Raw genomic sequence first — 20,509 nt, 5'->3', positions numbered from 1 at the left:
GAGTCTGCCGGGGCCGGGTGAGATATCGCGGGTGTCAGGCTACGCGGCGCTCATCTGCGCCCCAGTAGTGCCTCCGCCCCGGACATGACCTGGCTGATGCGGCTCAGCGCCGCGTCATCGCGCTGGATCGGCTCGTACAGAGGTCCTTCGGTCGTGGCCCACCTGAGCGCCACCGCTGCCGGATCCTCGCCCAGCAGCAACCCCGCGGCCTGCGCGGCGGCCCCGAGGGCGACCAGCTCCCCGGCCCTCGGTACCTGCACAGGGCGGCCGCTGAGCCTGCGGACCGTCTCGCGCCACGCAGTTCCCTTGGCTCCGCCTCCGATGAGCAGGATGGGAGCATCTGGTGCGGCGTCCTCGTCGAGAACTCGGCCCAGGGCGGTGAGCAGGGCGAAAACGGCACCGTCATACGCGGCCTGGAGCACCTGCCCGGACGTCGTGTCGTGGCGAAGCCCGTACAGCAGGCCGGAGGCCAGCGGGAGATCGGGAGTGCGCTCACCGTCGAGGAAGGGGAGCAGGACGGCCGCGCCGCCCTGTTCGACCGCCTCGCGGTCGCGGCCGAGGAGGCCGGCGATCCTGTCGACGGCCAACGTGCAGTTGAGGGTGCAGGCGAGCGGCAGCCACGCGTCGCGGGCGTCCGCGAACCCCGCGACGATCCCTGTCGGGTCGGTAGGTCTGCGGGCCGAGACGGCGTAGACCGTGCCGGAGGTGCCGAGACTGAGCACCGGCCGGCCTGGGCGCAGACCGAGCCCGAGGGCCGCCGCCATGTTGTCGCCGGTGCCCGCGGCAACCAGTGCACCGGGTGCCAGGGGCAGATCGGGCAGGTTCCGTACAGTCCCTGCCGCGGCGCCCTGTGGCAGGAGCCGTGGCAGCAGTTCGGGGGAGAGCCCGACATGCTCCAGGATCTCCTCGTCATAGGTTTCGGAGACGGACGCCCACCAGCCCGTGCCCGAAGCGTCGCCGCGGTCCGTTGTGCCCTGCCCGGTGAGGCGCTCAGTCAGGTAGTCGTGGGGGAGGCGTACAGCCGCCGTGGCGCGGATCGCCTCCGGCTCGTTCTCCCGAAGCCAGGCCCATTTCGTGACGGTGAATGCGGGCGCGGGTACGCTGCCGGTCCGCTCCGCCCACGCCTGGGGGCCGCCCAGTTCGCCGATGAGCCGGTCGCGCTGCGGGGCGGAGCGGACGTCGTTCCAGAGCAGCGCGGGCCGTACCGGCAGACCGGAGGAATCCAGCGTGACGAGTCCATGCTGCTGACCGCTGACGGAGATGGCGGCGGCCCGCAGGGCGTACGGACCGCACTGGCCCAGTGCCTCGCGCAGAGCCGCCCACCACTGCTCGGGGTCGCTCTCCTTGCCGTCGCCTGCGGCTCCGCCGCTCACGGTGTGGGGCGCCTGCCCGCGCGCCACCACCGCGCCGGTTGCGACGTCGAGGACCAGTGCCTTCGTCGATTGCGTGGAGCTGTCCACGCCGATGACCAGTGGCCCTTCCTGCACAGGTACGGCTGCCGCCATCTCGCTTCGCCCTCGCGTTCTTTGCCTTGACCCGGGATGCGGGTGAGTTGGGGGGTTCCCCGGGACGCCTAAAGATACTAATTTGTAAAGCGCCATGACAAATAGCCGGCCCCTGAGGGAGACACGATGAGTTACGCCCCCACCCCTGAGGACAAGTTCAGCTTCGGTCTGTGGACGGTCGGCTGGCAGGGAAGGGATCCCTTCGGCGACGCCACGCGGCCGGCTCTCGACCCCACCGAGTCCGTGAGGCGGCTCGCTGACCTCGGCGCATACGGCGTGACGTTCCATGACGACGACCTGATCCCGTTCGGCGCCTCAGACGCGGAGCGCGAAGCGCATATCAAGCGATTCCGGCAGGCCCTGGACGCCACCGGCATGACCGTCCCGATGGCCACGACGAATCTCTTCACCCACCCCGTCTTCAAGGATGGGGGATTCACCGCCAACGACCGCGATGTACGCCGCTTCGCTCTGCGCAAGACCATCCGCAACATCGACCTCGCCGCCGAGCTCGGCGCGAAGACGTATGTCGCCTGGGGTGGCCGTGAAGGCGCGGAGTCCGGCGCCGCCAAGGACGTCCGTGCCGCCCTGGACCGGATGAAGGAGGCCTTCGACCTGCTGGGTGCCTATGTCCTCGAGCAGGGCTACGACCTGCGCTTCGCCATCGAGCCGAAGCCGAACGAGCCGCGCGGCGACATCCTCCTGCCGACCATCGGGCACGCCATGGCCTTCATCGAGCAGCTCGAACGGCCCGAACTCTACGGCGTCAACCCCGAGGTCGGCCACGAGCAGATGGCCGGGCTGAACTTCCCGCACGGCGTCGCCCAGGCACTGTGGGCGGGCAAGCTCTTCCACATCGACCTCAACGGCCAGAACGGCATCAAGTACGACCAGGACCTGCGCTTCGGAGCCGGTGACCTTCGGGCCGCCTTCTGGCTGGTGGACCTGCTGGAGTCCGGCGGCTACGACGGTCCCCGCCACTTCGACTTCAAGCCGCCGCGGACCGAGGACATGGACGGTGTGTGGGCCTCGGCCGCCGGCTGCATGCGCAACTACCTGATCCTCAAGGATCGGGCTGCGGCCTTCCGTGCCGATCCGGAGGTTCAGGAGGCCCTGCGCGCCTCTCGCCTGGACGAACTGGCGCAGACGACACTGGGTGAGGACGAAACCCTGGCTGGACTTCTCGCGGACCGCACCGCCTTCGAGGAGTTCGACGTGCAGGCCGCCGCAGAACGCGGCATGGCCTTCGAACACCTCGACCAACTCGCCATGGACCACCTGTTGGCAGCACGCGGCTGAAGGACTTCTGGGTGATGGCCTCCGACCAGCCGTTCACCGCCGACGACCTGGACCAGGCTCGCACCGCGCCCGGCGTGACCGCCGTGCACGTCAGCGCGCAGGCCAGCTCGCCAAGCAAGATCAAGCTGCCCGAGGGCAGGGCCTGGCGGTAACCGCCTGCTGAACGAGTCTGCGGGCGACCCACACGGCGACCTGCACCATCACGGCCACCGGCGACACATCGACGCCGGTGGCGGCGGGCTGCCGTACAAGGTCACTGCGGAGATCGGGGCCAGATCAGGCGAGCATCTCCCACCATGCGTCGACGGCCGGGGCGTCGGCGGTGTCGATGCCCTGGCCGGGGCGGGGGACGACGATCTTGACGTCGCGGGCCTTGGCCTCGCGCCACAGCCGCCGCACCGGCTCGGCCCACGGGTGCAGCGCCAGCGTGAACGTCGCCCAGTGCACCGGCAGCATGAGCCGGCCGCCGAGGTCGAGGTTGGCGTTGATCGCCTCCTCGGGGTTCATGTGGATGTCGGGCCAGGCAGGGCTGTAGGCACCGATCGGCATCAGCGTCAGGTCGAACGGCCCGTGCGCCGCGCCGATCCCCTTGTAGCCCTCGAAGTAGCCGGAGTCACCCGCGTAGAACACCCGCCGGGTCGGCCCCGCGACCACCCACGAACCCCACAGCGTGTCGTTGCGGGTCAGCGAGCGGCCGGAGAAGTGCCGGGCGGCGGTCGAGACGAAACGCAGGCCCGCGACCTCGGCCTCTTCCTCCCAGTCGAGCTCGATGATCCGGAACAGCGGCACACCCCAGCGCTCCAGGTGCGCCCCGATGCCGAGCGGGACCAGGAAGGGCGCCTTCTGGGTGGCCGTCAGCCACCGCACGGTCGCCATGTCCAGGTGGTCGTAGTGGTCGTGCGAGATCGCGATGGCGTCGACCTGGGGCAGCTCGTTCAGCTCGATCGGCACCGGCTGGTGCCGCTTGGGGCCGGCCAGCTGGGAAGGTGAGGGCCGCTTGCTCCACACCGGGTCGAACAGCACCTTGCGGCCGTCGAGCTCGACCAGCGTGGAGGCGTGGCCGTACCAGACGGCGCGCAGCCCGACCGGGTCGTCGGTCGGCGGTACGCGCAGCGGGATCAGGCCGTTGGGGCGGCGCTGCTCCCTGTCCTTGGCCAGCTCGCGCAGCATGCCGACCGGCGGGGCGGTCGGCACGGAGGTGCTCGCGTCCGGCATGGTGTTGACGAACGTGCCGTTACTGAACTGCGGTGACCGGCGGATCCTGGCCGCCCGGTCGGGTCCTGACTGCAGCGGGCGCGCCCCCAGCTCCGCCGGGACCTGGCGCAGCGCCCACCCGGCGGCGGCCAGCGCCGCTCCGCCCACGAGGATCTTCCGCATTCCTGCCATTCAGCCACACTCCCCTGGGGTACTCACTCCACCCTCTGTCCGAACCGGCCGCCACCCCCAGCTGTTCCCGAGGCCCCGGTGGCGGCTTGGACAGATATATCGCGATAGATTCTAGACGGTTTTGATCGATCCGCCATCGATGACGTAGTCCGCGCCGTTGACGCTGGCGGCGTGCGGCGAGGCCAGGTACGTCACCAGGGCGGCGATCTCCTCCGGCTCGACGAATTTACCGGTGGTCATTCCGGCGCTCGACGGCAGCCCCGCCAGCAGCTGCTCGTGATCCACCCCCATGGCTCCCGCCAGGGCCGCGCCGTACGAGTCCGGGGCCTCCCACATCGCGGTGCGCGCGAGGCCGGGGGAGATGGTGTTGACGCGTACCCCTTGCGGGCCGAACTCCTCGGCCAGGGCCTTGCCGAACGCGGTGAGCGCCGCCTTGGCCGTGGTGTAGGTGACCGGTCCCGCGTGCGGCATGCGGGCGCCGTTGGAGGAGATGTTGACCACGGCGCCGCGCGTGCGCACCAGACCGGGCAGGGCGCCGCGGGTGACGCGGACGGCGCTGAGGAAGTTCAGGTCGTGGGCTCGGCGCCACTGCTCGTCGTCGAAGCCGAGGAAACCGCCGAGCTGCCCCTCGCCGCCGTCGCCGCCGCCCACGTTGTTGACCAGCAGGTCCAGGTCGCCCAGCCGGTCGAGCACGGCCTCGACACCCGAAGCTGTCGACAGGTCCGCGGCGATCGCCGCCGCGCCGGTCGCCTCAAGCTCGGGCGAGATCGTCCGGGCGGCGCCCGTGACGCGCATGCCCTCGGCCGTCAGCGCCCTGACGATCGCCAGCCCAAGCCCACGGCTGGCGCCCGTGACGAGTGCGGACTTGCCGCTGAGTCGCATGTCCATGGTCGTTCCTCCCATATGCATCTTCATCGATGCCGCGACTCTACGACTTGCAACAGAAATGATGCAACTCCTGTCGGAATGGGAACCATGCAGTACCATGACCGAGTGGCCCAGCTCAGAGCGGACACCTCGCGGACAATTCAGGCGATCCTCGAGGCGGCCGAACGCGTACTCAGCAAGAACCCGGCGGCCAGCATGGAGCAGATCGCCGAGGCCGCGGGGGTGGCCCGCACCACGGTGCACCGCCGCTTCGCCTCCCGCGAGGCGCTCGTGTCGGCGATGACTGGCTGGGCGGCGGGCCGCTTCGCCGAGGCCGTCGCCGCGGCGCACCCGGACACGACGCCGCCGCTGGTCGCGCTCTACCAGGTCACGGCGAATGTGCTACGGGTGAAAGCCGACTGGGGCTTCGCGATGAGCCGTTCCGACCCCGAGGTGGCCCGGGTGCACGCGGACGTCGAGGAGCAGTGCGACCGCCTCTTCCGCCGTGCCCGCGACGCGGGCGTGCTGCGCCCGGACGCCGACCTGGGCTGGGCCCGCCGCGTCTACTACGCCCTCATCCACGAGGCCGCCCAGACGGCCGCGGCAGACCCTGACGCCGCCGCGACCCTGGTCGTCGACACCCTGCTGCGCGGCGTCGGCACCGACCGCGGCCTCTGACAATCTCCCTGCTCAGGCGTCGATCGGGGGAAATCCGGGCTCGGACCACAGGGCACGGGAGGCCGCCTCGGGGTCGGGCACGTCGCGCGGCTCGACGTCGAACAGATGCGTCGTGGCGGTCACCGGGTCGTAGGCGGGCCAGCCGGGGTCGCCCGTGGCTGCGAAGCGCGTCCAGGCGGTGCGGAACTGTCGCGACATGTCCTCCGCGTGTGGCGAGTCGCCGATGATCAGCCCTGCCAGCTGCCCCTGGACGGTCCCGAACGTCAGCGGCACGTCCAGCCCGTGGCAGGCGCCGAGCTCCGGCTGCGGCGCCCAGGTCAGTTCGTAGGCGAAGGTGGGCCCGGTGTGCGCGTCGGCCAGCAACGCGCTCGGCATCCTGAACATCCAGTCCGACATCAGCATCACCAGCAGGTCCGCGTCGGACGCCTGAGGATGCGCGGTCCGGTACACGACGCCCGCGTCCGCCGGGGCGAGCATCTTCAGCGCCGGTCCCAGCTCCGCCGCCCCGCCGTTCATCATCTGGAACAGCAGGTACTCGTCCCTGGTGTAGCCGGTGATCAGCTCCACGTCGCCGCCGGCCCCGTCGGCCAACGCGTTCCACGGCGTGTCCGGCAGCACCTCCCCGTCCACCACCGGCGCGAACGGGGTCGGCGCGAACGCCATCGTCCCCCACCGCTCGGGATCGCCGCGCATCTCGCCGTAGGCCACCAGCCCCGCCGCCTCCACGGCGGCCTCGGGCGTCAGCTCGTACGGCGTGCCGCCCCCCGCCTGCCCGAGCAGGGCCCGCGTCACCATGGCGGCGTACCGCGGCGTGTAGAACATCCCGGGCACGCTCTGCGCGATCGCCCGCCGGAACAGCCCCGCCGCCGACGGCATCGCCAGCAGGCACGCCACCGCGCCTGCCCCCGCCGACTCGCCGAAGATCGTGACGTTGCCCGGATCGCCGCCGAACGCGGCGATGTTGTTCTGCACCCAGCGCAGCGCCAGCACCTGGTCGAGCAGCGCCCGGTTGGCCGGGGCGCCCTCCACGTGCCCGTAGCCCTCGAAGCCGACCCGGTGGTTGAAGGTGACCACGACCACGCCCTCGCGGGCCAGCCGCGTGCCGTCATACTCGGGCCGGTCGGCCGAGCCCACCCAGTAGGCGCCGCCGTAGATCCACATCATGACCGGCAGCCCCGAGCCGCCCGCGTCGGGCGTCCAGACGTTGACCGTCAGGCAGTCGAGCCCGTCGGCCGGGTCCCACGCCGGCATCCCGGGGTACATCGGCGGCTGCGGCGGCCGCGGGCCGAAGGCGAGGGCGTCGCGCACGCCGTCCCACGGCTCGGCGGGCACCGGAGCGGCGAGCCGGAGCGGCCCGAACGGGGCCCTGGCATAGGGGATGCCCCTGAAGACGGCGACGCCGTCCTCCTCCAGGCCGCGAATCCTGCCCGTCGTGATCGTGGTCATCGCGCGTCCTCTCTGCCACCCGTGGAGGTCAAGGGATCTTCAGTCTCACATATTGGTAAAAAGGGAACCAAGGGATTTAAGGCAGGCCGCCACGGATCACCGGGCCCTGACGTGCGGAAGGCGCCGGACCCAGAGGGTGAGGCGCCTTCGAGGATGTGCTCAGCGGGGAACGGGGGCTCACGCGGCCTGGGGCTTGCGCAGCACCGCCACGGTGAGCAGCGCCAGGGCCACGAAGACCGCCGCGCCGACCCCGGCGACCGCGTGCAGGCTGGTGGTGAAGGCGTCCAGCGCGGCCGGCGCGCCGCCCGCCGAGCTGATCCCCTCGCGGACCGCGTCCGCGGCGCCGGCCGGCAGGACCGCCCGGTAGACCGCGCTGGCCAGGCTGCCGAGCAGCGCCACACCGAGGGCGACGCCGAACTCGCCGGAGGTCTCCAGGATCGAGGCCGCCGACCCGGCCCGCTCGGGCGGGGCGGAGCCGATGATGATGCCGTTGCCCAGCCCCATCGGCAGCGCGATGCCGCCGGATGCCAGCACCAGCCCGGCCACCACCACGATCACGCCGCCCCCGGAGGGCGCCTGCGTCTGGACGATCAGCCCGAGCGCGGCCACGGCCAGCCCGGCCGCCATCACGTACGCGGGAGGGATCCGCCGGCCGATCCTGGGAGCGGCGACGATCGCGGCGATCATCACGATGTTCTGCGGGATCAGCCAGAGCCCGGCGTGCAGCGGAGACAGCCCGGCGACCGACTGCAGATACAGGGTGCTGACCAGCGAGGTCCCCGCCATCACCACGCCGCCGAGCAGCATGACGCCGAGCGTGGTGCTGAAGGCCCGGTCGACGAACAGCCGCAGGTCCAGCAGTGGGTCGGCCAGGCGGCGCTGGCGCCGGACGAACACGACCGCGAAGACCGCGCCGATCACCACGGCGGCCACGGACAGCGGGTGCCAGCCGTTCCTGGCGATGTCCTTCAGCCCGTAGATCACCGGCAGGATCGCGCCCAGCGACAGGACGACGCTGGCCAGGTCGAGCCGCCCGGAACCGGGCGCCCTGTATTCGGGCAGCAGCACGGGGCCGGCCACCAGCAGCAGCGCCATGAACGGCACGCCGAGCAGGAACGCCGCGCCCCACCAGAAGTGCTCGAGCAGCACGCCGCCCACCAGCGGGCCGAGCGCCATGCCGCCCATGAAGCAGGCGAACCACACGCTCATCGCGGCGCCCATCTGCCCGGGGTCGCGGAACATGTTCCGGATGAGCGCCATCGACGACGGCATCAGCGTGGCGCCGGCGATCCCGAGCAGCGCCCTGGCCGCGATCAGCATTTCGGCGCTGGTGGAGTAGGCGGCCACCACCGAGGCGACGCCGAAGGCCGCCCCGCCGATCAGCAGCAGCTTGCGCCGCCCGATCCTGTCGCCCAGCGTGCCCATCGTCACCAGGAAGCCGGCCAGCATGAACGAGTAGATGTCCATGATCCACAGCTGCTGGGGAGCGGTGGCGCCGAGCCCGGAGCTCAGGTGCGGCAGCGCCAGGTACAGCACGCTCACATCCAGCGACAGCAGCAGCGTGGGCAGCGCCAGCACGGCCAGCCCGATCCATTCCTTGCGTCCCGCCTTGGGGGTCGTGTCGGTGTTCATGGCTTCACGATGCGCTCGGCCGCTTCAGGTCCCCTTCTCGTGCCCTTAAGGTCGGCTGCATGCGCTTTGGAGTGCTGGGACCGCTGGACGTGTGGACCGACGGCGGCCGGCGGGTGACGATCCCCGGGCTGAAGGTCCGCGCCCTGCTGGCCGATCTGCTGGTGCACGCGGGCCGGCCCGTGTCGGTGGACCGGCTCGTCGACGACCTGTGGGGGCAGGACGTGCCGGGCAACCCGGCCGCCGCGGTCCAGGTGCGCGTGTCGCAGCTGCGCAAGGCGCTGGACGAGGCCGAGCCCGGCGCCCGCGACCTGGTGGTCTCGCGCTCGCCCGGCTACCTGCTGCAGGTCGAGCCCGACGCGGTCGATGCCGGCCGCTTCGCCGCGCTGGTCGCCCGCGCCGAGGCCGCGGGGGACGCCAGGACCGCGGCCGCGCTGCTGGCCGACGCGCTGGCGCTGTGGCGCGGCCCGGCCTTCGCCGACTTCGCCGATGAGGAGTTCACCCAGGCCACCGTCGTCCGGCTGGAGGAGCAGCGGCTCACCGCCCTGGAACAGCACGTCGAGGCGCGGCTGGAGCTCGGCGAGCACGCCGCGCTGGTGGGCGAGCTGGGCGACCTGGTGGCCCGGCACCCGCTCAGGGAGCGGCTGCGCGCCGTACACCTCAAGGCCCTGTACCGGTCGGGACGGCAGAGCGAGGCCCTGGCCAGCTACGGCGAGCTGCGCGAGCGGCTGGCCGACGAGCTCGGCCTGGACCCCGGCCCCGAGCTGGCCGCGCTGCACCAGGCCATCCTGGAACAGGACCCGGCGCTGAACCCGGCCCGCGAGCGGCCGCGCACGAACCTGCCCGCCCAGCTCAGCGACCTGATCGGCAGGGACGACGCGGTGACCGAGGTCGGCGCGCTGCTGGGGGAGCGGCGGCTGGTCACACTGACCGGACCCGGCGGCGTGGGCAAGACCCGGCTGGCGGTCGAGGCGGCCACCCGGCTGGTCGAGGCGTACCCGGACGGGGCGTGGCTGGTGGAGCTGGCGCCCGTCGACTCGCCGCTGGAGGCCGTGGAAGAGACGCTCGAGATCCGGCAGGACACCGACCTGGCCGAGGCGCTGCGCTCCAGGAAGCTGCTGCTGGTCCTGGACAACTGCGAGCACCTCGTGGAGCCGGTGGCCGAGCTGGTCGGGCGGCTGCTGCGCGCCGCGCCGGGGCTGCGGGTGCTGGCCACCAGCAGGGAGCCTCTGGGCCTGCCGGGCGAGGCCGTGCTGGGGGTGCCGCCGCTGGCCGTACCGGACGGCGCCGAGCCGCAGGCCGTGGCGGACTCCAGCGCGGTCAAGCTGTTCACCGCCCGCGCCTCCGGGTTCACGCTTGAGGCCGGCAACGTGGAGGCGGTCGCCCGGCTGGTCAGGCGGCTGGACGGGATCCCGCTGGCGATCGAGCTGGCCGCCACCAAGGTCCGCGCGCTCGGCGTGCACAAGCTCGCCGAACGGCTGGAGGACCGCTTCAGGCTGCTGGCCATGGGACACCGCGGCACCACCCTCACCACGATGATCGACTGGAGCTGGAACCTGCTCACCGAGCCCGAGCGGATCGTGCTGCGCCGCCTGTCGGTGCACGCGGGCGGCTGCACGCTCGAGGCGGCCGAGGAGGTCTGCTCGGGCGGCGACGTGGATCCCGACGACGTGCTCGACCTGCTGGTCCGCCTCGTGGACCGCTCGCTGGTGGCCGCCGTCGAGACACCGCTCGGTGTGCGCTACCGGCTGCTCGAGTCGGTGGCCGAGTACTCGCGTGAACGCCTGGCCGAGGCGGGCGAGCAGGAGGAGCTGGCGGTACGGCACGCGGACCACTACACCGCGCTCGCCGTACGAGCCGATCCGCTGCTGCGCGGGGGAGAGCAGCGCGAGTGGCTGGAGCGGCTCGACGCCGAGGCGGCGAACCTGCGCGCGGCGCGCGGCTCGGCACGGCTGGCCAACGCGCTGGTCTGGTACTGGTTCCTGCGCGGCAGGCTGGTCGAGGCGCGCGAGACGCTGGACCGCTTCCCTGACGACCCGAGGGCGGCCGCCTGGCGGACGGGGTTCGCGCTGATGCTCGGCGAGCAGACCGACCGGGCCGCGGTGCTCGACGGCCACGACGACCCGCGGGCGCTGCTGTTCGCCGCCCAGGCGATGCCGGACCTGGCCTCCGGGCAGGAGCTGGTCACCCGCGCGCTGCCGATGCTGATCGAGCGTGGCGACACCTGGGGCGAGGCGTTGGCGCTGAGTATGCGTGCCATGGAGGCCTTCACCAGGCGCGACGCGGTAGCCGTCGAACACGACGCGACCCGCGGCAGGCAGCTGTTCCGCTCGCTGGGCGACCGGTGGGGCCAGCTCAAGCACATCGGCTGGCTGGGCGGGCTGGCCGAGATGCAGGGCGACTACGCCACGGCGGACCGGTTCTTCACCGAGGGGCTGCGCATGGCCGAGGAACTGCGGCTGTGGCCGGAGTCGGTGCGGTTCCTGGCCTGGCGCGGCTGGATCGCCATGGAGACGGGCGACTACGACCGGGCGATCGAGCTGTGCGGCCGCGGCATGGACCGGGCCGTGGAACAGGGGTTCCACGAGGGACTGGTGTTCACGGGGATGGGGCTGGGGTTCTCCGCGCGGCGGGCGGGGCGTTTCGAGCTGGCCACGGAACACCTGACGCGGCTGCTCGACGGCGTGCCGCGCGATCCGGACGCGGAGCCCTCAATGCACCTCGCTGACACGCTCATCGAGCTGGGCTTCATGAAGGAGGCACAGGGCGAGGCCGACGCCGCCAAGGAACTGCACCTGGAGGCGCTGGCCGCGGCCGAGCGGATCGGAGACCCACGCACCTGCGCTTTCGCGGTCGCGGGGCTGGCCGGCGCGCTGGCCGCCACGGGATCGCCGGCGGTGGCGGCCCGGCTGCTCGGGGTCGCCACCGAAGCCATGGCGTCCCTCGGGACGCCCGCGGGACCCAGCAGCCAGGCCGAGCTCGACCGCATCGCGGCGGGCGCGCGGGAGACCCTGGGCGATGCGGTGTTCGAGGCGGAGTTCGAGCACGGGCGCCGCGTGAAGCTCGCCGACGTCCGCACCGTCCTCGACTAGGCCACCTCCTCGGCCAGGCGGTCGAAGAACTCGATCCAGCCGGTGCGGGCGCCCTCGGCGTGCTCCTGGGTGGTGTTGACGCCGTACTGATGGAAGCGCATGTGGGTGCCCGTCCCGGTGGTCGCAAACTCGATCGTCACCACCGAGGCGGGGCCGTCGCCGGGGTTGTCCGGGTCGCCGGTGGTGAAGACGAGCCGCTCGGGCGCCCGCACCTCGCGGTAGGCGCCCTCCAGCGTCGCCTCGAACCCGTCGCCCGACACCACCGTCGCCTCCCACCGGCCGCCGGGGCGCACGTCCAGGCGCACCCGGTCGGCCGGGGTGGCGTAGGCGCGCGGCCCGAACCAGCGGGCGAAGCGCTCGGGGTCGGTCCAGGCCTGGTAGACGTCCTCACGCGGGGCGTCGAAGTCGCGGTCCAGCTCGTACTGCGCGGTGGGGGTGTTCGACATCTCCGTGGTCCCTTCTCGTCGTTGTCCGAAGTGGTTCCACCTTCGCCTCCGGCCCTTACGATCGCCTTCCCGCGGCCTTAAGGCCGGCTTCTCACCGCGGCAGCGTCATCACCCGGTCGACGGCGATCTCGATGACGACCCGGCCGGGCGGCTCCGGCGGCAGCGCGCCGTAGCGGGCCGCGTACCTGCGAGCCCCCTCGGCGACGCGATCAGGATCGTCGCGGACCGTGGCGGTGCCCTCGAGCGTGACCCACCTCGGTCCCCATACCTGGCAGATCGCCACCCGGGAGGCGGGGCCCGCGAGCAGGTTGCGGACCTTGCGGGTGGCCGACCTGGTCATGACCCTGGCCAGCCCCTCCTCCGCATCCCAGGTGAAGCGGACAGGTGCCGTGTGCGGCGACCCGTCCGGCCGGATCGTGGTGAACACCCCAGCGTGCGGCTCCTCGAGGAACGCCGCGTCGGAGGCCGACAGACGACTCATCGTCTCAACCCTTCTATGTTAGTTGACTAACTCACTCTGAGCCTACACGCCTTGCTTCATCGAGGCAGCATCAGGCCCGATACGGGGCGACATCGAGGGGCGGCGGGCGGCTCAACTCATAGGCGGCGCCCGCACCGACGATCCCACTCCCGATCACCACGACCCTCATGGTCATCATTCTGGGGTCACGAGACGCGCCGGCCATAAGGGGTCAGGCGACGCGCCAGCCGTGAAGGTCGCGCAGACGTGCCGCGACCCGGGTGAAGCGGTCGGCGTCCAGGACGGCGCCCTCGCGCCGGATCCCCTCCTCCGACAGCAGGAACACCCGGTCGAGGCGCACGTACGACACCTTGCCGTCGCGGCCCCAGGCACCCAGCTCGAGCCATTCGGGGTCGTCGTCGCCGTGGCTGGACAGCATCACGCCGAGCAGCCCGTCTCCCGCCCTGCCCACCACGAGCAGCGGCCGGTCCTTGCCCCGGTCCTGGTCCTCCTCGTACGGCACCCACGCCCAGACGACCTCTCCGGGATCCGCCATGCCGTCCAGCTCGGGCGAGTAATCCAACTCCGCCACCCGATCGATCCCGAACACCTCGCGCACGGCCCCCCGAGCGGGCCGCGGGTCCTCCCCAAGATCACCCATCCCCGCACCCTATCGAACCCCACCCCCACCAACCGCCACGCTCCCACCGTCTCCCAGCCGCCACCCACGCTCACGCTCCCAGGCGGCTCGCGCTTCCGGGCGGCACTCCACGGTTGCTTTCCAGGCGCCGGGTCGGCGGGAAGAGGGGGCGGTGAAAGTCGGCGCCTCTTGCGGGGGGAAGTGGGGACCGGGGTGCCCGGGTCACGAAGCGCCGTGACGGTGAGCAAGTGTCATCGACTCGCCGCAAGCGCCGCCCGCGGGCCTGTCGTCGCGCCTGCCGTTCTTGGCCAGTGCCTGCCCGACGTACTCCTCCGACTGCCCCTGCGAGTAGACGTCGGCGGTGTCGATGAAGTTGATCCCGGCGTCGAGCGCCCTGTCGATGATCCTGGCCGACTCATCGGCCGACTGCTCGCCCCAGCCGCCGAACATCATCGCGCCAAGGCAGAGTGGGCTGACCTTGAGACCGGTACGTCCAAGTACGCGAAATTCAGTCACGCTTCCAGTATGAAGATTCGTCTAGGAATCGCGCCGCCGGGCTCAGCCGACTTCACGCAGACCGTCGACCTGGCCGAGGAGCTGGGCATCGACTCGCTCTGGATCTCCGAACGCGTCTACGACGCCTCGATCGACCCGTTCATCGGCATGGCCCACGCCCTGTCGCGCACCCGCGCGCTGAAGGTGGGCTTCGGCGTGGCGATCCTGCCCGGCCGCCACCCCGTCCTGGTGGCCAAGCAGCTGGCCTCCCTGGCCGCGCTCCATCCCCGGCGGGTGCTGCCCGCGTTCGGCGTGTCACCGGCCCGGCCGCGCGAGCGCGACGCCTTCCCCGTCGACGGTCCCAGAGGGGAGGTGTTCGACGAGGGACTGAGCCTGCTCAGGCAGCTGCTGCGGCAGGAACAGGTCACCTTCAAGGGCGACTACTACCGGGTCACGGACGCCGGCGTCGGCCCGCTGCCCGCCAAGCCACTCGACCTGTGGGTGGGCGGCAGCGCCCCGGCCGCGCTGCGCAGGGCGGGCAGGCTGTCGGACGGCTGGCTCGGCAGCCTGCTCACCCCCGCGGAGGCCGGCGCCAGGCGCGAGGAGATCCAGCGGCACGCCGCCGAGGCCGGGCGGGAGATCGAGCCCGACCACTTCGGCATCTCGATCGCGGTCGCCCTCGGCGACGTCTCCGACGACCTGCTCGCCTCGATCAGGCGCCGCCGCCCGGACGCCGACCCGGCCGCGCTCGTGCCCGCCGGCTGGGCCGCCGCGCGGGCGCAGGTCGAGCGCTACGTGGCCGCCGGTCTGACCAAGTTCGTGGTACGGCCGGCCGGACGGGAACCCGGGCTGCGGGAGTTCCTCGACGGGTTCACCCGAGAATTGATGCCACTGCAGAACTGACCGGGTCGTCGCCCGACACCAGCTCCAGCGTCAGTCCCGCGGTGCCGGGCTCGGCCAGCAGGGCGACGATCACGGCCGCCACGTCGTCGCGTGGCACCGTGCCGCGCGGCACCTGCGGCGCCAGCCGTACCCGGTCCATGCCGGGAGCGTCGGTCAGGCCGCCCGGCCGCAGGATCGTCCAGTCCAGGTCGCGGCGGCGCAGGTCGTCCTCCGCCTCGGTCTTGGCGTTGATGTAGGCGGCCCACACCTCGTCGGACCCGGACGCCGACGGCCTGCCCGCGCCCAGCGAGGAGATCTGGACGAAACGCCGCACGCCCGCCCGCTCGGCCGCGTCGGCAAGCAGCACCGAGGCGGCCCTGTCGACCGTGTCCTTGCGCGCCACGCCGCTGCCCGGGCCGGCGCCGGCCGCGAAGACGGCCGCGTCCGCGCCCTCCAGCACCTTGGCGACCTCGTCGACGGTCGCGCTCTCCAGATCCAGCACCACGGCCCGGGCGCCGGCGGCCTCGACGTCGGCGACGTGCGCGGGGTTGCGCACCAGGCCGACCGCGTCGGCGCCGAGCAGCCGTTCGAGCCGGAGCGCGATCTTGCCGTGCCCGCCCGCTATCACGATCTTCATGCTGTCCATGGTGTCATGGGGCCATGTACGAGTTTCCTGAGGCACCGCCGCCCTCGTTCCTGTTCGACCTGGACGGGACGCTGATCGACAGCGTCTACCAGCACGTGATCGCCTGGCGTCAGGCGCTCTCCGCGATGGGCATCGACCTGTCGGTGTGGCGCATCCACCGGCGCATCGGCATGAGCGGCGGCCTGTTCGTGACCGCGCTGCTGCGCGAGACCGGGCTGAAGCTGACCGCCGAGCAGATCGACCGGTTGCAGACCATGCACGCCGACGCCTACGCCGAGCAGGTCGACTCGGTCAGGCCGCTGCCGGGCGCGGTGGAGTTGCTGACCGAGCTGACCGCGCGCCGCGTGCCCTGGGCGATCGCCACCAGCGGCTACTCCCGTACGGCGCGCCTGGCGCTGGGCATGCTCGGCCTGCCCGAGGACACGCCGATGGTCACCAGGGACATGGTGCGCAGGGCCAAGCCCGACCCCGATCTGTTCCTGGCGGGGGCGTCGCTGCTCGGCATCGATCCCGCCCATGCGATGGTGGTGGGAGACAGCGTCTGGGACCTGCTGGCCGCCCGGCGCGCGGGCGCGCTCGGCGTGGGGCTGCTGTCGGGCGGCTACGGCCGCGACGAGCTCGAACGCTCGGGCGCCTTCCGGGTCTACGCCGATCCGGCCGACATGCTGAGCAGACTTGATGAGCTCGGGGTGCGGCTGGCCGACTGACCCGTGGGAATATCGGGCCGAACCACCTGGCTGGATCCGAGCGTATCCACGACAGAGGAGCTTTCGATGGACTTGGCAGACATCGGCGTCACCGGCCTGGCCACGATGGGCCGCAACCTCGCCAGGAATCTGGCCGGGCACGGGTACGCGGTGGCCGTGCACAACCGTTCGGCGAGCCGTACCCAGGCACTCGTCAAGGAGTTCGGCGGCGAGGGGACGTTCGTGCCTTCGGAGGACGTGGCCGGCTTCGTGGCCTCGCTCAAGCGACCGCGGCGGGCGATCATCATGGTCAAGGCGGGCGCTCCGACGGACGCCGTGATCGAGGAGCTGGCGGCGGTGATGGAGCCGGGCGACATGATCGTCGACGGCGGCAACGCGCACTTCGCCGACACGCGCAGGCGGGAGGCGGCGCTGCGGGAGCGCGGCATCCACTTCGTCGGCGCCGGCATCTCCGGTGGCGAGGAGGGCGCGCTGCACGGGCCCAGCATCATGCCCGGCGGTTCGGTGGAGTCCTGGGAAGCGCTCGGCCCGATCCTGCAGGACATCTCGGCCAAGGTGGACGGCGTGCCGTGCGCCGTGCACGTGGGCCCCGACGGCGCCGGGCACTTCGTGAAGATGGTGCACAACGGCATCGAGTACTCCGACATGCAGCTCATCGCCGAGTCCTACGACCTGCTTCGCCAGGCGCTCGGCGCCACCCCGGCCGAGCTGGCCGAGGTGTTCCGCGAGTGGAACCAGGGTGAGCTGGAGTCGTACCTGATCGAGATCACCGCCCAGGTGCTCGACCAGGTGGACGCGGCCACCGGCAAGCCGTTCCTGGACGTCGTGGTCGACCAGGCCGAGCAGAAGGGCACCGGCCGGTGGACCGTGCAGAGCGCTCTTGACCTGGGCGTGCCCGTGACCGGCATCGCCGAGGCCGTCTTCGCCCGCGCCCTGTCGGGCCACCCCGAGCAGCGCGCCGCCGCACGCTCGCTCGAGGGCCCCACGCTGTCGGGCGTAGGCGGGCGCGAGCTCGTCGAGGAGGTACGGCACGCGCTGTACGCCTCGAAGATCGTGGCCTACGCGCAGGGCTTCGACCAGATGGCGGCCGCCTCCAAGGAGTACGGCTGGGACATCGACCTCGGGGCGATGGCCACGATCTGGCGCGGCGGCTGCATCATCAGGGCCCGCTTCCTCGACCGGATCCGCGAGGCCTACGACGCCGACCCGAACCTGCCCACGCTGCTGACCGCGCCGATGTTCGCGGCGGCGTTGAACGCGGCCCAGGAGGCCTGGCGGCGCGTGGTGACCACGGCCGTGCAGATCGGGGTGCCGACGCCCGGCTTCTCCTCGGCGCTGGCCTACTACGACGGCCTGCGCCGCGACCGGCTGCCGGCCGCGCTGGTGCAGGGGCTGCGCGACTACTTCGGCGCGCACACCTACCGCCGGGTCGATCGCGAGGGCGTCTTCCACACCGACTGGTCGGGCGACCGCGCCGAGCACCAGGCCTAGGAGCCGAGGGCCCGGTTGGCCACCGCGGTGACCACGCAGTAGCCGATCGGGCCCGCCTCGTCGTGCAGGGTGCACTGGCCCGTCGCGATGCCCGCCGTGCTCAGGTGGCCGGTGGACTCGATCCCGATGTGCTCGCCCGCGGGCAGCCTGGCCAGCGTCAGCGTGTAGTCCGCGTTGATGAACGCCACGCCGGCGGTGCCCGAGTTGCTGAGCGGGCTGGCGAAGTCGGCCGCCAGCGCCGCCCGTACGAACGGTGTCACCGCCTCCTGGCCGACCAGCGGGTGTGTCTCCCTGGTCCAGACCCGCTTGGGCCCGGCGGTCTGCCAGTCCGTCAGCCGCCACAGGTCGAACGGCGGCTCCCAGTTCACAGCCGGGAACGAGGCGGGCCCTGCAGGCGGCTTCTCGTCCCACGGTGGGGTCAGCAGCCGCTCGCCGTCCGGCTGCTCGGCCTTCCTCAGCAGCACCGCGCTCGCGCGGCCGATCGGGCCCTGCTCGGTTTCCATGGTGACGTCGACGACCCGGATGCGGCGGCCGTCCCTGATCCGGGTGGCCGTCACCGACACCGGCAGCAGCGGGCTGTTGCGGAACAGGTCCACGGTGAGCCTGGCCGGGTGCAGGCCGTCGTCCAGGTGTTCCGCCTCGACGGCACGGGCCGCCAGGCCGCCGAGCAGGCGGCCGTGCAGCATGTCGGGCGACCACGGGCTGCGCGCGATCGGCGCGGGGACCAGGTCGTCGCCCTTGGTGCTGAAGAACGGTGTCGTCACAGAACGAGATTCTAGAGCAGGCGTCGGGCCAGGCGGCGGAGATGGTCCTTCAGCTCGGGTGGCTCGAGCACCTCGAAGTCGACGTCGAGGAAGCAGACGGTGATGCCGATCAGGCCGAGGTCGTCGCCGCGGAGGAGGAGCTCGCAGGTGTTCTCGTTGATCGGCGTGACGATGCCGGAGGTGCGGCCTTCGATGGCGCTGGCCGGCGCGTTGATACGGATTTTTGCCGCGATGGGCCACATATCCCGGCCGATCCGGATTTCTACCCACTTTGCGATATCTGTGGCGGGGAGGTCTCTTGGTGGGAAGTGGGGGCCGTTGGGCGTTCTGGGGTGGATCCTGTCGGCCCGGTAGGTGCGCCAGTCGCGCCGGTCGGTGTCCCAGCCCACGAGATACCAGCGGCGTCCCCTGCTGACCAGGTTGTACGGCTCGGCCTGCCGTACGCTCGACTCGCCGTGGTGGTCGGTGTAGTCGAAGCGGAGCTGCTCCCTGTCGCGGCAGGCCGCGGCGATGCGGGTGAGCGTCTCCGGGTCGACCGTCGGGCCCTCGCGGATGATCGGCAGGGTGTGGGTCTGCAGGGCGTTGACGCGGTGGCGCAGGCGGGCCGGCAGTACCTGTTCCAGCTTGGCCAGCGCGCGCAGCGACGTCTCCTCGATCCCGGTCACCGTGCCGCCCGCCGCCGTACGCAGGCCGACAGCCACCGCGACGGCCTCCTCGTCGTCGAGCAGCAGCGGCGGCAGGCTCGCCCCGGCGCCCAGCCGGTAGCCGCCGGCCACGCCCGGCGAGGAGTGCACCGGGTAGCCCAGGCTGCGCAACCGCTCGACGTCGCGCCGGACGGTCCTGACCGCCACGTCCAGCCGTTCCGCCAGGTCGGCGCTGGCCCACTCGCGCTTTGACTGCAACAGCGACAGCAGGCGCAGCAGCCGCGCCGAGGTTTCCAACACGACCGCCATTGTGGCCCGATCCTGGCCGCGATGCCTCCTAGCGTGCTGCTCATGGAAGCTTTTCGTATCGACGTTCCCCAGTCCCGGCTCGACGACCTGCACGAGCGGCTGCGCCGTACTCGCTGGCCTGCCGAGCTGGAGTCCGTTGGCTGGTCGTACGGCGTGCCTGTCTCCGCCGTGCGGGAGCTGGCGTCGTACTGGCTGGACGGCTACTCGTGGCGCGAGCACGAGGAGCGGCTGAACCGGCTGCCGCAGTTCGTGACCGAGATCGACGGGCAGCGGGTGCACTTCGCGCACGTCCGCTCGGCCCGGTCCGACGCGCTGCCGCTGCTGCTCACCCACGGGTGGCCCAGTTCCTTCGCCGACTTCTCGCGCATCGCCGCGGATCTGAGCCGCGACTTCCACCTGGTGATCCCCTCGATCCCCGGGTTCGGCTTCTCCGGGCCGACGCGGGTCGCCGGGTGGAGCGTGGCGCGGGTGGCCGCCGCCTGGGTCTCGCTGATGGCCTCGCTCGGATATTCGCGGTACGGCGTGCAGGGCGGCGACTTCGGGTCCCTCATCTCGCCCGCCGTGGCGCGGCTCGATCCGGCGCACGTGGTGGGCGTGCACGTCAACGCGCTCACCACGTTCGCCACGGACGACATGGCGGGCCTGACGCCTGAGGAGGTGGAGCGGGCTCGAGGGGTGGAGCGCTGGCAGCAGATTTCCGGATATGCCGCCATTCAGTCGACACGGCCGCAGACGCTGGCGTACGGGCTGGCAGACTCACCGGTCGGGCAACTCGCGTGGAACCTGGACTGTTTCGAGTCCTGGGGCCGCGACGTCGGCGGGGTGGCCAGGGACGACGTGCTCACCAACGTGGCGATCTACTGGTTCACCGACACGGCGGGCTCGTCCGGCCGCCTCTACCGGGAGAGCGCCGCCGCCTGGGAACGCCCTTCGGCGCCCGGCACGACGCCGACGGGCATCGCGGTCTTCCCCGGGGACAGCACGGTCAGGCGGTACGCGGAGACGGCGCACAACGTCGTCCACTGGTCCGAGTACGCCACGGGCGGCCACTACGCCGCCCTCCAGGCGCCCGCCGAGTTGGCGGAGGACCTCAGGAAGTTCTTCGGCGGCCTCGCCTGAACCT

Annotated in this window: 20 protein-coding genes; 8 read left to right on the top strand and 12 right to left on the bottom strand. The window is 72.0% G+C overall.

Going from position 1 to position 20,509, the window contains the following annotated elements; genetic code table 11:
- Positions 1-50: 50 nt before the first annotated feature.
- The gene (gene xylB, locus ACIBHX_RS15690) at positions 51-1,505 is read right to left on the bottom strand and encodes a xylulokinase (protein ID WP_397067759.1); all 1,455 of its coding nucleotides are present in this window, start codon (positions 1,503-1,505) and stop codon (positions 51-53) included.
- 126 nt (positions 1,506-1,631) lie between these two features.
- Here xylB and xylA point away from each other — a divergent pair, with 126 nt between their 5' ends.
- The gene (xylA, locus tag ACIBHX_RS15685) at positions 1,632-2,804 is read left to right on the top strand and encodes a xylose isomerase (protein ID WP_397067758.1); all 1,173 of its coding nucleotides are present in this window, start codon (positions 1,632-1,634) and stop codon (positions 2,802-2,804) included.
- A gap of 11 nt (positions 2,805-2,815) precedes the next feature.
- The gene (locus tag ACIBHX_RS15680) at positions 2,816-2,956 is read left to right on the top strand and encodes a hypothetical protein (RefSeq protein ID WP_397067757.1); all 141 of its coding nucleotides are present in this window, start codon (positions 2,816-2,818) and stop codon (positions 2,954-2,956) included.
- Between the two features lie 124 nt (positions 2,957-3,080).
- Here ACIBHX_RS15680 and ACIBHX_RS15675 read toward each other — a convergent pair whose 3' ends face one another.
- Together ACIBHX_RS15675 and ACIBHX_RS15670 are read right to left on the bottom strand one after the other, a co-directional pair.
- Positions 3,081-4,181, bottom strand: a complete 1,101-nt coding sequence (locus tag ACIBHX_RS15675; protein ID WP_397067756.1) for an MBL fold metallo-hydrolase — start codon at positions 4,179-4,181, stop codon at positions 3,081-3,083.
- Positions 4,182-4,301: 120 nt separating this feature from the next.
- Positions 4,302-5,078, bottom strand: coding sequence for an SDR family oxidoreductase (locus ACIBHX_RS15670; protein ID WP_397067755.1), 777 nt, complete (start codon positions 5,076-5,078; stop codon positions 4,302-4,304).
- A 105-nt stretch (positions 5,079-5,183) separates the two neighbouring features.
- Between ACIBHX_RS15670 and ACIBHX_RS15665 the strand changes: the two genes are divergently transcribed.
- On the top strand, positions 5,184-5,735 hold the full coding sequence (locus ACIBHX_RS15665; RefSeq protein ID WP_397067754.1) for a TetR/AcrR family transcriptional regulator: 552 nt from the start codon (positions 5,184-5,186) through the stop codon (positions 5,733-5,735).
- Positions 5,736-5,747: 12 nt separating this feature from the next.
- Here ACIBHX_RS15665 and ACIBHX_RS15660 read toward each other — a convergent pair whose 3' ends face one another.
- Both ACIBHX_RS15660 and ACIBHX_RS15655 read right to left on the bottom strand, forming a co-directional pair.
- The gene (locus tag ACIBHX_RS15660; RefSeq protein WP_397067753.1) at positions 5,748-7,181 is read right to left on the bottom strand and encodes a carboxylesterase/lipase family protein; all 1,434 of its coding nucleotides are present in this window, start codon (positions 7,179-7,181) and stop codon (positions 5,748-5,750) included.
- 177 nt (positions 7,182-7,358) lie between these two features.
- On the bottom strand, positions 7,359-8,813 hold the full coding sequence (locus tag ACIBHX_RS15655; protein ID WP_397067752.1) for an MFS transporter: 1,455 nt from the start codon (positions 8,811-8,813) through the stop codon (positions 7,359-7,361).
- 59 nt (positions 8,814-8,872) lie between these two features.
- On the opposite strand from ACIBHX_RS15655, the gene ACIBHX_RS15650 reads away from it, so the two are divergent.
- Positions 8,873-11,902 (top strand): AfsR/SARP family transcriptional regulator, encoded by a 3,030-nt coding sequence (locus ACIBHX_RS15650; RefSeq protein ID WP_397067751.1) that lies wholly within the window; start codon positions 8,873-8,875, stop codon positions 11,900-11,902.
- Here the strand turns inward: ACIBHX_RS15650 and ACIBHX_RS15645 are convergent.
- The 4 genes from ACIBHX_RS15645 to ACIBHX_RS15630 all read right to left on the bottom strand — a co-directional run bounded on the left by ACIBHX_RS15645 (position 11,899) and on the right by ACIBHX_RS15630 (position 13,964).
- Positions 11,899-12,348, bottom strand: coding sequence for an SRPBCC domain-containing protein (locus tag ACIBHX_RS15645; RefSeq protein ID WP_397067750.1), 450 nt, complete (start codon positions 12,346-12,348; stop codon positions 11,899-11,901). The two genes, ACIBHX_RS15650 and ACIBHX_RS15645, sit on opposite strands and share 4 nt — an antisense overlap.
- Positions 12,349-12,439: 91 nt before the next feature.
- On the bottom strand, positions 12,440-12,829 hold the full coding sequence (locus ACIBHX_RS15640; RefSeq protein WP_397067749.1) for a pyridoxamine 5'-phosphate oxidase family protein: 390 nt from the start codon (positions 12,827-12,829) through the stop codon (positions 12,440-12,442).
- Between the two features lie 211 nt (positions 12,830-13,040).
- Positions 13,041-13,469, bottom strand: coding sequence for a type II toxin-antitoxin system PemK/MazF family toxin (locus ACIBHX_RS15635; protein WP_397067748.1), 429 nt, complete (start codon positions 13,467-13,469; stop codon positions 13,041-13,043).
- A 201-nt stretch (positions 13,470-13,670) separates the two neighbouring features.
- Positions 13,671-13,964: an aldo/keto reductase gene (locus ACIBHX_RS15630; protein WP_397067747.1), complete on the bottom strand. Its 294-nt coding sequence runs from the start codon at positions 13,962-13,964 to the stop codon at positions 13,671-13,673.
- A 9-nt stretch (positions 13,965-13,973) separates the two neighbouring features.
- Between ACIBHX_RS15630 and ACIBHX_RS15625 the strand changes: the two genes are divergently transcribed.
- On the top strand, positions 13,974-14,846 hold the full coding sequence (locus ACIBHX_RS15625) for a TIGR03854 family LLM class F420-dependent oxidoreductase (protein WP_397067746.1): 873 nt from the start codon (positions 13,974-13,976) through the stop codon (positions 14,844-14,846).
- Here ACIBHX_RS15625 and ACIBHX_RS15620 read toward each other — a convergent pair.
- Positions 14,815-15,462 (bottom strand): NAD(P)H-binding protein, encoded by a 648-nt coding sequence (locus tag ACIBHX_RS15620; RefSeq protein ID WP_397067745.1) that lies wholly within the window; start codon positions 15,460-15,462, stop codon positions 14,815-14,817. The two genes, ACIBHX_RS15625 and ACIBHX_RS15620, sit on opposite strands and share 32 nt — an antisense overlap.
- Before the next feature lie 23 nt (positions 15,463-15,485).
- On the opposite strand from ACIBHX_RS15620, the gene ACIBHX_RS15615 reads away from it, so the two are divergent.
- The gene (locus tag ACIBHX_RS15615; protein WP_397067744.1) at positions 15,486-16,178 is read left to right on the top strand and encodes an HAD family hydrolase; all 693 of its coding nucleotides are present in this window, start codon (positions 15,486-15,488) and stop codon (positions 16,176-16,178) included.
- Between the two features lie 66 nt (positions 16,179-16,244).
- A complete protein-coding gene (gndA, locus tag ACIBHX_RS15610) occupies positions 16,245-17,669 on the top strand; it encodes an NADP-dependent phosphogluconate dehydrogenase (RefSeq protein ID WP_397067743.1) in 1,425 nt (474 codons plus the stop codon).
- On the opposite strand, the gene ACIBHX_RS15605 is transcribed toward gndA, so the two are convergent.
- Both ACIBHX_RS15605 and ACIBHX_RS15600 read right to left on the bottom strand, forming a co-directional pair.
- Complete coding sequence (locus ACIBHX_RS15605; protein ID WP_397067742.1) at positions 17,666-18,433, bottom strand: acyl-CoA thioesterase domain-containing protein; 768 nt, start codon at positions 18,431-18,433, stop codon at positions 17,666-17,668. The two genes, gndA and ACIBHX_RS15605, sit on opposite strands and share 4 nt — an antisense overlap.
- An 11-nt stretch (positions 18,434-18,444) precedes the next feature.
- Entirely contained in the window at positions 18,445-19,377 is a 933-nt protein-coding gene (locus ACIBHX_RS15600; RefSeq protein WP_397067741.1) for a helix-turn-helix transcriptional regulator, read from the bottom strand.
- A gap of 51 nt (positions 19,378-19,428) precedes the next feature.
- On the opposite strand from ACIBHX_RS15600, the gene ACIBHX_RS15595 reads away from it, so the two are divergent.
- Positions 19,429-20,505, top strand: coding sequence for an epoxide hydrolase family protein (locus ACIBHX_RS15595; RefSeq protein WP_397067740.1), 1,077 nt, complete (start codon positions 19,429-19,431; stop codon positions 20,503-20,505).
- The last annotated feature ends 4 nt before the right edge of the window (positions 20,506-20,509 follow it).

The sequence above is a fragment of the Nonomuraea sp. NPDC050536 genome (genome assembly GCF_044457685.1).
GTDB lineage: Bacteria > Actinomycetota > Actinomycetes > Streptosporangiales > Streptosporangiaceae > Nonomuraea.
Note: the sequence above shows the minus strand (reverse complement) of the source record. Positions and strands in the feature narration are given on the sequence as shown.